This window comes from Promicromonospora sukumoe, from assembly GCF_014137995.1.
GTDB classification, from domain to species: Bacteria; Actinomycetota; Actinomycetes; order Actinomycetales; family Cellulomonadaceae; genus Promicromonospora; species Promicromonospora sukumoe.
The window spans coordinates 359,290-372,264 of sequence record NZ_JACGWV010000002.1 but is presented as its reverse complement, the minus strand read 5'-3'; the positions used below and the strand labels follow the sequence as shown (position 1 = coordinate 372,264).

Sequence of the window (12,975 nt, the reverse complement as noted above, 5' to 3'; positions counted from 1 at the left end):
GCGCGGCCTGGAGGCCTGCCCGAGGTGCGGTCGACGAAAAGGCCGGTGTGTGACCGGGCAACGAACGGCCGTCGACGTGCGCACGACGGGAACCTGTGCGCCAAGTGGCGTGGCCCCGGTCACAAGAGCCGTTCCGCATTCGTTCACGGCTGGTTAAAACGACCTCTGACCTGCGGAAATGCAATGTGCTCCAGGCCACCTCGGCCGAGTTGGCGCGTACGCGGGATCGTGTGTAATGTTCTCCAGGTCAGCCCGACGGGCAGACGGACACCGGGTAGGAAACGAACCGAGTGGCCGCGCCGGGGCTGAAACCCACATCGCAGGATCGAGGAACTTTGTGTTCCCCGTTATCGGGTGGGTCGCCATTTTCGGCAGGCAGGTTGCAATTCCTTCTGGTTCTGAGAAGCGGAAGCGAATTTGATCGGCCGAAAGAATCTGGTAAGCTAGAGGAACTGCCCCGGACAGGGAAGCGAAACAGTAGGAATCGTGACTCTGACGGTGTGCGTCGGTTGTTTGAGAACTCAACAGTGTGCTTGATAGTCAATGCCAATCATTTGACTCTCAGCGTTTCAGGTCGCATCACCATTCGGTGATGGGCGGGGATGGTGGGGGTCGTTTTTTGGATCGGATTGAAACCAGTTTGGTTTTGGTCTGGCCAGTATCATTGTTCGCACCCACCTGGTGGGTGTGGATGTTTCTCTTTTACGGAGAGTTTGATCCTGGCTCAGGACGAACGCTGGTGGCGTGCTTAACACATGCAAGTCGAACGGTGAAGCCCAGCTTGCTGGGTGGATCAGTGGCGAACGGGTGAGTAACACGTGAGCAACCTGCCCTCCACTTCGGGATAAGCCTTGGAAACGAGGTCTAATACCGGATACGAGCACTTACCGCATGGTGGGTGTTGGAAAGTTTTTCGGTGGGGGATGGGCTCGCGGCCTATCAGCTTGTTGGTGGGGTAATGGCCTACCAAGGCGTCGACGGGTAGCCGGCCTGAGAGGGCGACCGGCCACACTGGGACTGAGACACGGCCCAGACTCCTACGGGAGGCAGCAGTGGGGAATATTGCACAATGGGCGAAAGCCTGATGCAGCGACGCCACGTGAGGGATGACGGCCTTCGGGTTGTAAACCTCTTTCAGCAGGGAAGAAGCGAGAGTGACGGTACCTGCAGAAGAAGCGCCGGCTAACTACGTGCCAGCAGCCGCGGTAATACGTAGGGCGCAAGCGTTGTCCGGAATTATTGGGCGTAAAGAGCTCGTAGGCGGTCTGTCGCGTCTGGTGTGAAATCCCATGGCTCAACCATGGGCTTGCATCGGGTACGGGCAGACTAGAGTGCTGTAGGGGAGACTGGAATTCCTGGTGTAGCGGTGGAATGCGCAGATATCAGGAGGAACACCGATGGCGAAGGCAGGTCTCTGGGCAGTTACTGACGCTGAGGAGCGAAAGCATGGGGAGCGAACAGGATTAGATACCCTGGTAGTCCATGCCGTAAACGTTGGGCACTAGGTGTGGGGCGGGTTCCACTCGTTCTGTGCCGCAGCTAACGCATTAAGTGCCCCGCCTGGGGAGTACGGCCGCAAGGCTAAAACTCAAAGGAATTGACGGGGGCCCGCACAAGCGGCGGAGCATGCGGATTAATTCGATGCAACGCGAAGAACCTTACCAAGGCTTGACATGTACGAGAAAGCCCCAGAGATGGGGTTCTCTTTGGACACTCGTACACAGGTGGTGCATGGTTGTCGTCAGCTCGTGTCGTGAGATGTTGGGTTAAGTCCCGCAACGAGCGCAACCCTTATCCTATGTTGCCAGCGGGTTATGCCGGGGACTCATGGGAGACTGCCGGGGTCAACTCGGAGGAAGGTGGGGATGACGTCAAATCATCATGCCCCTTATGTCTTGGGCTTCACGCATGCTACAATGGCCGGTACAGAGGGCTGCGATACCGTGAGGTGGAGCGAATCCCAAAAAGCCGGTCTCAGTTCGGATCGGGGTCTGCAACTCGACCCCGTGAAGTCGGAGTCGCTAGTAATCGCAGATCAGCAACGCTGCGGTGAATACGTTCCCGGGCCTTGTACACACCGCCCGTCAAGTCACGAAAGTTGGTAACACCCGAAGCTCACGGCCCAACCCCTTGTGGGAGGGAGTGGTCGAAGGTGGGACTGGCGATTGGGACTAAGTCGTAACAAGGTAGCCGTACCGGAAGGTGCGGCTGGATCACCTCCTTTCTAAGGAGCTCATCTCCACCAGGCCCCGGACACCGGGGACGCCTTGCCGCCCCTTGTGGGTGGTGGTGCTGGTGGCAGAGGCCATGCCCAGGCCGTACGCGTCTGGGGTGGTTGCTCATGGGTGGAACATTGACGAAGAGTCACCTGGTGGTGACTGCTGCTAGTACGCCGACCCCTTGGGGTGGGAAGGAACGTGGTGGTCGTCGCACGGGTTGGCTTGCCAAGCACACTGTTGGGTCCTGAGGCAACCGGCCGCCTCACGTACTGCTGGTCTTGCTCTTCGGAGCGGGCGGGTGGGATGTGAGTGTGGGTTGAGTGTTTCTGGAGGACACGGGTCACTGAGTGGCATACCAGACCAGCCGGCTAGCCGGTGTTGGTGGTTGCGGATTGCTCTGGTGGGTTCGTCCGTTGCTTGAGAACTGCATAGTGGACGCGAGCATCTTTGAATTTTTCCAAGACTGCTCCGTGACGTAACTGATCGGCGGGGTTTACTTCGTCTGGTTGGTGGTCGTGTGAGCATGTGGTCTTGGTTTCTGTGATTGTAGGTTTGCTGAAGTTTTTAAGGGCACATTGGTGGATGCCTTGGCACTAGGAGCCGAAGAAGGACGTTGTAGCCTGCGATAATCCTCGGGGAGTTGGCAGACGAGCTGTGATCCGAGGGTCTCCGAATGGGGGAACCCAGCCGAAGTCATGTTCGGTTACCCGCGCCTGAATGTATAGGGCGTGTGGAGGGAACGTCGGGAAGTGAAACATCTCAGTACCGACAGGAAGAGATATTCCGTGAGTAGTGGCGAGCGAAAGCGGATGAGGCCAAACCGTATGCGTGTCAAGCTGTCAGGCGTTGCGTGTGCGGGGTTGTGGGACCTTCCGGGAGAATCTGACAGTTTTCCGGCCAGTAAGAAAGTCGTGTCATAGTCGAACCGGGTTGAATACCGGACCGTAGTGGGTGGGAGTCCCGTAGACGAAATGGTGCGGCCTGGTGGAGGGGATCCCAAGTAGCACGGGGCCCGTGAAATCTCGTGTGAATCTGGCAAGACCACTTGCTAAGCCTAAATACTACCTAGTGACCGATAGCGGACAAGTACCGTGAGGGAAAGGTGAAAAGTACCCCGGGAGGGGAGTGAAATAGTACCTGAAACCGTGTGCCTACAATCCGTCGGAGCCTCCTTGGTAGGGGTGACGGCGTGCCTTTTGAAGAATGAGCCTGCGAGTTAGTGCTCGGTGGCGAGGTTAACCCGTGTGGGGTATCCGTAGCGAAAGCGAGTCCGAATAGGGCGTCCATAGTCGCCGGGTCTAGACCCGAAGCGAAGTGATCTAGCCATGGGCAGGTTGAAGCGCCGGTAAGACGGCGTGGAGGACCGAACCCACCAGGGTTGAAAACCTGGGGGATGACCTGTGGTTAGGGGTGAAAGGCCAATCAAACTTCGTGATAGCTGGTTCTCCCCGAAATGCATTTAGGTGCAGCGTCGCGTGTTTCTTGCCGGAGGTAGAGCTACTGGATGGCTAATGGGCCTCACCAGGTTACTGACGTCAGCCAAACTCCGAATGCCGGTAAGTGCAAGCGCGGCAGTGAGACTGCGGGGGATAAGCTCCGTGGTCGAGAGGGAAACAGCCCAGATCACCGGCTAAGGCCCCTAAGCGTGTGCTCAGTGGGAAAGGATGTGGAGTTGCACAGACAACCAGGAGGTTGGCTTAGAAGCAGCCACCCTTGAAAGAGTGCGTAATAGCTCACTGGTCAAGTGATTCCGCGCCGACAATGTAGCGGGGCTCAAGCACACCGCCGAAGCCGTGGCACTCACATTGCGTTTGATCGCAAGCCCAGCATGCGCCCTTGTGGTGTGTGTTCAGGTGTGTGGGTGGGTAGGGGAGCGTCGTGTGGGCAGTGAAGTCGCAGGGTGACCTAGCGGTGGAGCCTACACGAGTGAGAATGCAGGCATGAGTAGCGAATGACGGGTGTGAATCCCGTCCGCCGAATGACCAAGGGTTCCAGGGCCAGGTTCATCCGCCCTGGGTAAGTCGGGACCTAAGGCGAGGCCGACAGGCGTAGTCGATGGACAAGGAGTTGATATTCTCCTACCGGCGAAGTACCGCCCATACCGAGCCCGGTGATACTAACCATCCCGAGCCCACACCGTCCTCTTCGGAGGGCATCGTGGGGGAGGCGTGGGACCTGATCCGGTAGTAGGTAAGCGTGTTAACAGGGGTGACGCAGGAAGGTAGCCAGGCGTGGCGATGGTTGTCCACGTCCAAGGTTGTAGCCCGACACCTAGGCAAATCCGGGTGTCATATGAGGGTGAGAGCTGATAGTGACCGTGTATGCGGGAATCTGGTGATCCTATGCTGCCTAGAAAAGCCTCGACGCGAGGGACTAGCCGCCCGTACCCTAAACCGACTCAGGTGGTCAGGTAGAGAATACTAAGGCGATCGAGAGAATCGTGGTTAAGGAACTCGGCAAAATGCCCCCGTAACTTCGGGAGAAGGGGGGCCTGAACCGTTAACCCACTTGCTGGGGGACGCGGGGAGGGCCGCAGAGACCAGGGAGAAGCGACTGTTTACTAAAAACACAGGTCCGTGCGAAGTCGCAAGACGATGTATACGGACTGACGCCTGCCCGGTGCTGGAAGGTTAAGAGGACGGGTTAGCTTCGGCGAAGCCCAGAATTTAAGCCCCAGTAAACGGCGGTGGTAACTATAACCATCCTAAGGTAGCGAAATTCCTTGTCGGGTAAGTTCCGACCTGCACGAATGGCGTAACGACTTCTCCGCTGTCTCAACCGCGAACTCGGCGAAATTGCACTACGAGTAAAGATGCTCGTTACGCGCAGCAGGACGGAAAGACCCCGGGACCTTTACTATAGCTTGGTATTGGTGTTCGGTGCGGTTTGTGTAGGATAGGTGGGAGACTGTGAAGCTCGGCCGCCAGGTCGGGTGGAGTCATTGTTGAAATACCACTCTGATCGCTTCGGATGTCTAACCTCGGTCCGTAATCCGGATCAGGGACAGTGCCTGGTGGGTAGTTTAACTGGGGCGGTTGCCTCCTAAAATGTAACGGAGGCGCTCAAAGGTTCCCTCAGCCTGGTTGGTAATCAGGTGTCGAGTGCAAGTGCACAAGGGAGCTTGACTGTGAGACCGACAGGTCGAGCAGGGACGAAAGTCGGAACTAGTGATCCGGCGGTGGCTTGTGGAAGCGCCGTCGCTCAACGGATAAAAGGTACCCCGGGGATAACAGGCTGATCTTGCCCAAGAGTCCATATCGACGGCATGGTTTGGCACCTCGATGTCGGCTCGTCGCATCCTGGGGCTGGAGTAGGTCCCAAGGGTTGGGCTGTTCGCCCATTAAAGCGGTACGCGAGCTGGGTTTAGAACGTCGTGAGACAGTTCGGTCCCTATCCGCTGCGCGCGCAGGAAACTTGAGAAGGGCTGTCCCTAGTACGAGAGGACCGGGACGGACGAACCTCTGGTGTGCCAGTTGTTCCGCCAGGAGCATGGCTGGTTGGCTACGTTCGGAAGGGATAACCGCTGAAAGCATCTAAGCGGGAAGCCTGCTTCGAGATGAGGTTTCCATACACCTTGTGTGTGAGAGGCACCCAGCAGACCACTGGGTTGATAGGCCGGATGTGGAAGCAGGGACTGAAGACCTGTGGAGCTGACCGGTACTAACCTGCCGATAACTTCATCACCACACTCACACGAGCTAAAAATTAAGTTCATTGCGTGTCGCGTCCACTATGCGGTTCCCGAGTCACGGGCACCAACCCCCTCAACCACTACTGGCTTCATCGCCGGCGGGTGGCTTGAGGCAGGGGTTGCCTGGTTCTCGATAGGGTTACGGTGGTCATAGCGTGGGGGAAACGCCCGGTCCCATTCCGAACCCGGAAGCTTAGCCCTACAGCGCCGATGGTACTGCCCTGGTGACGGGGTGGGAGAGTAGGACGCCGCCGGACAACCATTCCCAGCAGGGGGTGGGAGCAGGTCGCAACAGCGACCACGCTCCCACCCCCTTCTGCATTTCCCGGGGAAGATTTCACACCTGGCGGCCAGAGATCCGGGCGATCGAATCGGCGTCCGGCGACTAGACTGGCGGCCATGTCCACCATCTCCCGTGACGAGGTCGCGCGCGTGGCTGCGCTGGCACGGATCGATCTGCGAACGGACGAGGTCGACCGCCTCGCCGGCGAGCTCGACGTGATCGTCGAGTCCGTCGCTCGCATCAGCGAGGTCGCCACCGCAGACGTGCCCGCCACGAGCCACCCCCTCCCGCTGACGAACGTGTTCCGAGACGACGTGCCCGAGGCCCCGCTGCCGGTCGAGGACGTCCTGGCCGGAGCCCCGCAGCAGGAGAACGGCCGGTTCGCGGTCCCGCAGATCCTTGGCGAAGAGTGAGATGGGTACCAGCGACATGACGAACGACATCACCCGGCTCAGCGCGTCCGACCTCGCGTCCGCGCTGCGCGACAAGACCATCACCAGCGTCGAGGCCACGCAGGCCCACCTGGACCGGATCGCCGCCGTCGACGGCGACCTGCACGCGTTCCTGCACGTCTCCTCCGCCGAGGCGCTGGCGACGGCCGCCGAGGTCGACGCGAAGCGCGCCGCCGGCGAGGAGCTGCACCCGCTCGCGGGCGTGCCCATCGCGGTCAAGGACGTCGTGGTGACCAAGGGCCTGCCCACCACCGCGGGGTCGAAGATCCTCGAGAACTGGGTCCCGCCGTACGACGCGACCCTCGTGGAGCGCATCAAGGCCGCGGGCCTGCCGATCCTCGGCAAGACCAACATGGACGAGTTCGCCATGGGCTCCTCGACGGAGCACTCGGCGTTCGGCAACACCAAGAACCCGTGGGACCTCGACCGCATCCCCGGCGGGTCCGGCGGTGGCTCCGCCGCCGCGGTGGCCGGCTTCGAGGCCCCCCTGGCGATCGGCACCGACACCGGCGGCTCGATCCGCCAGCCCGGCGCCGTCACCGGCACCGTCGGCGTCAAGCCCACCTACGGTGGCGTCTCCCGCTACGGCCTGATCGCCATGGCGTCGTCGCTCGACCAGGCCGGCCCCGTGACGCGCACCGTGCTCGACGCCGCGCTGCTGCACGAGCTCATCGGCGGGTACGACCACCACGACTCGACGTCGATCAACGAGCCGGTCCCCGGCGTCGTCGCCGCCGCGGAGCTGGGCGCGAAGGGCGACCTCAAGGGCCTGCGCGTCGGCGTCGTCAAGGAGCTCTCGGGCGAGGGCTACCAGGCCGGCGTGTCCGCCCGCTTCGAGGAGTCGCTCGACCAGCTCCGCGCGCTCGGTGCCGAGATCGTCGAGGTCTCGTGCCCCAGCTTCACGCACGCGCTCGACGCGTACTACCTGATCATGCCCGCCGAGGCGTCCAGCAACCTGGCCAAGTTCGACGGCATGCGCTTCGGCCTGCGCGTCGAGCCGGCCGAGGGCCCCGTCACCGCGGAGCGCGTCATGGGCGCCACCCGTGGCGCGGGCTTCGGCGACGAGGTCAAGCGCCGCGTCATCCTCGGCACGTACGCCCTGTCCGCCGGGTACTACGACGCCTACTACGGCAGCGCGCAGAAGGTCCGCACGCTGATCCAGCGCGACTTCGCCGCCGCGTTCGAGCAGGCCGACGTGCTGGTCTCGCCCACGGCGCCGACCACGGCGTTCAAGTTCGGCGAGAAGCTCGACGACCCGCTGGCGATGTACCTCAACGACGTCGCCACGATCCCGGCCAACCTCGCGGGCGTGCCCGGCATGTCGCTGCCCAACGGCCTGTCCGACGACGGCCTCCCGGTCGGCTTCCAGATCCTCGCCCCCGCCAAGGCCGACGACCGCCTGTACCGCGTCGGCGCCGCCCTCGAGGCGGCCCTCGAGAGCGGCTGGGGCGGCCCCCTCCTGAACCAGGCACCCGAACTCAAGACCACGGAGCTCGCCCGATGACCGCACCGTCGACCGCCACGGCCACGAGCCTGGTCGCCTACGAGGACGCCGTCCGCCGCTACGACCCGGTGCTGGGCATCGAGGTGCACGTGGAGCTCGGCACGCTGACCAAGATGTTCTGCGCGGCCGAGGTCGAGTACGGCGGCGAGCCCAACACGCAGGTGACCCCGGTGAGCCTCGGGCTGCCGGGCGCGCTGCCGGTCGTGAACGGCAAGGCCGTCGAGTACGCGATCCGCATCGGCCTCGCGCTGAACTGCAGCATCGCCGAGAGCTGCCGGTTCGCCCGGAAGAACTACTTCTACCCGGACGTCCCGAAGAACTTCCAGACGTCGCAGTACGACGAGCCGATCGCCTACGACGGCTGGATCGACGTCGAGCTGGAGGACGGCGCGGTGTTCCGCGTCGAGATCGAGCGCGCGCACATGGAGGAGGACGCCGGCAAGAACACCCACGTGGGTGGCGCGACCGGCCGCATCCAGGGCGCCGAGTACTCGCTCGTCGACTACAACCGCGCCGGCATCCCGCTGGTGGAGATCGTCACGCGGCCCATCGAGGGCGTCGGCGACCGTGCCCCCGAGGTGGCGCGGGCCTACGTGCAGACGCTGCGCGACATCTTCCGCTCGCTGGGGGTCTCCGAGGCCCGCATGGAGCGCGGCAACGTCCGCGCCGACGTGAACCTGTCGCTGCGGCCCACGCCCGAGTCGCCCCTGGGCACGCGCACCGAGACCAAGAACGTGAACTCGTTCCGCTCGGTCGAGCGCGCCGTCCGCTACGAGGTGTCCCGTCAGGCGGGCGTGCTCGACGCCGGCCTCCCGGTCATCCAGGAGACGCGCCACTTCCACGAGGAGGACGGCACCACGTCGTCGGGCCGCGTGAAGTCGGACGCCGAGGACTACCGCTACTTCCCCGAGCCCGACCTGGTGCCCGTGGCCCCGAGCCGCGAGTGGGTTGAGGAGATCCGGGCGACCCTGCCGGAGCTCCCCGTCGCGCGCCGTCGTCGGCTCCAGGGGGAGTGGGGCTACGCCGACGCCGAGATGCGCGACGTCGTCAACGCCGGCGCGATCGACCTCATCGAGGCGACCGTCGCGGCCGGCACGAGCGCCGCGGGCGCCCGCAAGTGGTGGATGGGCGAGCTCGCCCGTCGTGCCAAGCAGGACGAGGTCTCGCTCGAGGAGCTCTCGGTCGCTCCGGCGCAGATCGCCCAGCTCCAGCAGCTCGTGGAGTCCGGCCGGATCAACGACAAGATCGCCCGCCAGGTGCTCGACGGCGTGCTCGCCGGCGAGGGCGACCCGGAGGCGGTCGTCGCGGCCCGCGGCCTCGAGGTCGTGTCCGACGACGGCGCCCTGCTCACCGCGATCGACGAGGCGCTGGCGGCTCAGCCCGACATCGTCGAGAAGGTCCGCGGCGGCAACCAGGGTCCGGTCGGCGCGATCATCGGCGCCGTCATGAAGGCGACCAAGGGCCAGGCCGACGCCAAGCGGGTCCGCGAGCTCGTGCTGGATCGGATCGCGCAGTGACGGCTCCGGCTGCGAGGGCCGGCCGGTGACCCGCGGCCCCCTGCTGCACGGCGACATGACCCGGCTGCGGCCCATCGAGGCCCGCGACGGGGAGCGTCTCTGGGAGGCGGTGCAGGACCCGGAGGGCACCCGCCTGACGGGTACCACCGCCGTCTTCACGCGCGACCAGATCGACGAGTGGGCGGCCACCGTCAGCGACCGGCCGGGCCGGTACGACTGGGCGATCTGCCCGGGCGCTATGCGGGACGGCAAGCCGGTCAGCGACGAGATGATCGGCGAGATCGTGCTGAACGACCTCGACGAGGCCGTCCGCTCGGCGAACCTGCGGCTCCAGCTCCTGCCGAACTACCGGGGCCGCGGGTACGGCCGGGAGGCCATCGCCGAGGTGCTGCAGTTCGCGTTCGACGGCGCCGAGGGCGAGCCCGGACCGGGCCTGCACCGGGTGAGCCTGGACGTGCTCAGCATCAACCCGCGCGCCCAGGCGCTCTACGAGTCGCTCGGCTTCCGCGAGGAGGGCCGGCTACGGGACGTCTACCGCGACGGCGACACGTGGGCGGACGCCGTCGTCATGAGCATCCTCGAGGACGAGTACCGGGCGCTGCGGGACTGATCCCGCGGGGCCCGGTGCCCTGCCAGTTGCCTCGGCCCGTGCCCCGGCCCCTGCCCCGTCCCGGGTCAGGGGCCGCCCGTGATGTAGGCGGTGAGCTGGTCGCGCTCGGCCTGCACCTCGGCGATGCGGTGCTTGACCACGTCGCCGATGCTCACGATCCCCGTCAGCCGGGCGTCCACGAGCACGGGCACGTGCCGCACCCGGTGCTCCGTCATCACGGGCATGAGCTCGTCGAGCGTGGCGTCGGGGCCGCAGGTGTGCACCGCGGCGGTCATGATCGCCCCGACCGGGCCGTCGAGCACGCCGTCGCCGTCCGAGTGGAGCCGACGCACGACGTCGCGCTCGCTGACGATGCCGTCGACGGTGACGCCGTCGTCGGACACCACGACCGCGCCGATACGGTGCTCGGCGAGGACGGCGAGCAGCTCGCGCACGCTGCGGTCCTGGGAGATGGTCACCACGGAGCCGCCCTTGCGGCGCAGGGCCTCGGTCACGCGCATCGGGAGACCTCCGTCGAGTGCACGGCGGAGACCGCGTCGTTGCGGCCTCCTGACAACGACAGTACGGCACCGGGCGAAATTTCCCCAGGGCTGGGGGTCACCCTGTGGACGCCGTGTGTCGGTCCCGGCGGACCGGAGGTAGCGTGACGAGGCCGTTCGCCCGCATCGCGCACGGCCACCCAGCATCGAAGGAGCTGAACTGTCATGAGTCGTCCCCTGCGCTCCCGGACGTCCACCCACGGCCGCAACATGGCCGGAGCCCGCGCGCTCTGGCGCGCCACCGGCATGGGTTCCGAGGACTTCGGGAAGCCGATCATCGCGATCGCGAACTCGTACACGCAGTTCGTACCGGGGCACGTACACCTCAAGGACATGGGCGACCTCGTGGCGTCCGCCATCAAGGAGGCCGGCGGCGTCGCCAAGGAGTTCAACACCATCGCGGTCGACGACGGCATCGCGATGGGCCACGCCGGCATGCTCTACTCCCTGCCGAGCCGCGACCTGATCGCGGACTCCGTGGAGTACATGGTGCAGGCGCACACCGCGGACGCGCTGGTCTGCATCTCGAACTGCGACAAGATCACGCCCGGCATGCTCAATGCCGCCCTGCGGCTGAACATCCCGGTGATCTTCGTGTCGGGCGGCCCCATGGAGGCCGGCAAGGCGGTCGTGGCGAACGGCGTCGCGAAGACGCCGCTGAACCTGATCAACGCGATCAACTACTCGGCGGACGAGAACGTGGACGACGCCGCGCTCGGCCTGGTCGAGGAGAACGCGTGCCCCACCTGCGGCTCGTGCTCCGGCATGTTCACCGCGAACTCGATGAACTGCCTCACCGAGGCCCTGGGCCTGTCGCTGCCCGGCAACGGCTCGACGCTGGCGACGCACGCCGCCCGCAAGGAGCTGTTCCTGGAGGCCGGCCGCACCATCGTGGACCTGGCCCGCCGGTACTACGAGGACGAGGACGACACGGCCGCGCCCCGCGGGATCGCCACCAAGGCGGCGTTCGCGAACGCGATGGCGCTCGACGTCGCCATGGGCGGCTCGACGAACACCGTGCTGCACGTCCTGGCCGCCGCCCAGGAGGGGGAGGTCGACTTCACGCTGGCCGACATCGAGGACATCAGCCGCCGGGTGCCGTGCCTGTCCAAGGTGGCGCCCAACCACCCGGACTACCACATGGAGGACGTGCACCGGGCGGGCGGCATCCCCGCGCTGCTCGGCGAGCTCGACCGCGGCGGGCTGCTGGACCACGACGTCACCTCGGTGCACACGCCCACGCTGCGCGCGTGGCTCGACGACTGGGACGTCCGCGGCGGCAAGGCCACCGACCGGGCGCTCGGCCTGTTCCACGCCGCGCCGGGCGGCGTGCGCACCACCAAGGCGTTCTCCACGAACAACCAGTGGGAGACGCTGGACACCGACGGCGCGGGCGGCTGCATCCGCGACGTCGAGCACGCGTACACCGTCGAGGGCGGCCTGGCCGTGCTGCGCGGCAACCTCGCCGAGGACGGCGCCGTGTTCAAGACGGCGGGCGTCGACCCCGACGTCTTCCACTTCGTGGGCAAGGCGCTCGTCTGCGAGTCGCAGGACGAGGCCGTCGAGAAGATCCTGACCAAGCAGGTCGAGCCGGGCCACGTCGTCGTCGTGCGCTACGAGGGTCCCGCCGGCGGGCCGGGCATGCAGGAGATGCTCTACCCGACGTCGTACATCAAGGGCCGCGGCCTGGGGAAGGTCGTCGCGCTGATCACCGACGGCCGGTTCTCCGGCGGGTCCAGCGGCATCTCCGTGGGGCACGTCTCCCCGGAGGCGGCGGCGGGCGGCACCATCGGCCTGGTCGAGGACGGCGACGAGATCGAGATCGACGTGGACACCCGCGCGATCAAGATCAACGTGCCCGACGAGGTGCTCGCCGAGCGGCGCGCCAAGATGGAGTCCTCCGAGCGGCCGTGGCAGCCCGTCGCCCGCGACCGCTACGTGTCGCCCGCGCTCCAGGCCTACGCGGCCCTGGCCACGTCGGCCGACCGCGGCGCCGTGCGCGACGTCGCCCGGCTGCGCCGGGGCTGACCCTGCGTCGGGGCTGACCTGCCGGCCCGTCCGGCGCGCCCTCGGGTGCGCCGGACGGGTGGTGCGCCGGGCCCTGTCGGCTGTCAGCGTCTCGTGCCATGGTGGGGGTACCCGGACGAGATGCTGCACGAG

The 12,975-nt window shown here is 65.2% G+C and carries 6 protein-coding genes and 3 rRNA genes; 8 read left to right on the top strand and 1 reads right to left on the bottom strand.

Features of this window, described 5'->3' with window-relative positions:
• The first annotated feature begins 701 nt into the window (after positions 1 to 701).
• From FHX71_RS18905 to FHX71_RS18875, 7 genes are all read left to right on the top strand, one after another.
• Positions 702 to 2,224 (top strand): 16S ribosomal RNA (locus tag FHX71_RS18905).
• A gap of 549 nt (positions 2,225 to 2,773) precedes the next feature.
• Positions 2,774 to 5,903, top strand: a 23S ribosomal RNA gene (locus tag FHX71_RS18900).
• A 147-nt stretch (positions 5,904 to 6,050) separates the two neighbouring features.
• Positions 6,051 to 6,167, top strand: a 5S ribosomal RNA gene (gene rrf / locus FHX71_RS18895).
• The 16S, 23S and 5S rRNA genes sit together here, the layout of an rRNA operon.
• Before the next feature lie 142 nt (positions 6,168 to 6,309).
• The gene (gene gatC / locus FHX71_RS18890; protein WP_182619038.1) at positions 6,310 to 6,606 is read left to right on the top strand and encodes an Asp-tRNA(Asn)/Glu-tRNA(Gln) amidotransferase subunit GatC; all 297 of its coding nucleotides are present in this window, start codon (positions 6,310 to 6,312) and stop codon (positions 6,604 to 6,606) included.
• A 1-nt stretch (position 6,607) separates the two neighbouring features.
• Positions 6,608 to 8,149, top strand: a complete 1,542-nt coding sequence (gene gatA / locus FHX71_RS18885) for an Asp-tRNA(Asn)/Glu-tRNA(Gln) amidotransferase subunit GatA (RefSeq protein WP_182619037.1) — start codon at positions 6,608 to 6,610, stop codon at positions 8,147 to 8,149.
• Positions 8,146 to 9,666, top strand: coding sequence for an Asp-tRNA(Asn)/Glu-tRNA(Gln) amidotransferase subunit GatB (gene gatB, locus FHX71_RS18880; protein WP_182619036.1), 1,521 nt, complete (start codon positions 8,146 to 8,148; stop codon positions 9,664 to 9,666). Before gatA ends, gatB begins: the two co-directional genes overlap by 4 nt.
• 25 nt (positions 9,667 to 9,691) lie before the next feature.
• Positions 9,692 to 10,276 (top strand): GNAT family N-acetyltransferase, encoded by a 585-nt coding sequence (locus tag FHX71_RS18875; protein ID WP_182619035.1) that lies wholly within the window; start codon positions 9,692 to 9,694, stop codon positions 10,274 to 10,276.
• A 65-nt stretch (positions 10,277 to 10,341) separates the two neighbouring features.
• Here FHX71_RS18875 and FHX71_RS18870 read toward each other — a convergent pair whose 3' ends face one another.
• Positions 10,342 to 10,776 (bottom strand): CBS domain-containing protein, encoded by a 435-nt coding sequence (locus FHX71_RS18870; RefSeq protein WP_182619034.1) that lies wholly within the window; start codon positions 10,774 to 10,776, stop codon positions 10,342 to 10,344.
• Positions 10,777 to 10,980: 204 nt separating this feature from the next.
• On the opposite strand from FHX71_RS18870, the gene ilvD reads away from it, so the two are divergent.
• Positions 10,981 to 12,843: a dihydroxy-acid dehydratase gene (gene ilvD, locus FHX71_RS18865; RefSeq protein ID WP_182619033.1), complete on the top strand. Its 1,863-nt coding sequence runs from the start codon at positions 10,981 to 10,983 to the stop codon at positions 12,841 to 12,843.
• The last annotated feature ends 132 nt before the right edge of the window (positions 12,844 to 12,975 follow it).

Excerpts from the sequence above, each read along its gene's own strand:
- gatC (WP_182619038.1), top strand. The coding sequence starts at position 6,310 with ATGTCCACCATCTCCCGTGACGAGGTCGCGCGCGTGGCTGCGCTGGCA.
- gatA (WP_182619037.1), top strand. The coding sequence starts at position 6,608 with ATGGGTACCAGCGACATGACGAACGACATCACCCGGCTCAGCGCGTCC.
- gatB (WP_182619036.1), top strand. The coding sequence starts at position 8,146 with ATGACCGCACCGTCGACCGCCACGGCCACGAGCCTGGTCGCCTACGAG.
- FHX71_RS18870 (WP_182619034.1), bottom strand. The coding sequence starts at position 10,776 with ATGCGCGTGACCGAGGCCCTGCGCCGCAAGGGCGGCTCCGTGGTGACC.
- ilvD (WP_182619033.1), top strand. The coding sequence starts at position 10,981 with ATGAGTCGTCCCCTGCGCTCCCGGACGTCCACCCACGGCCGCAACATG.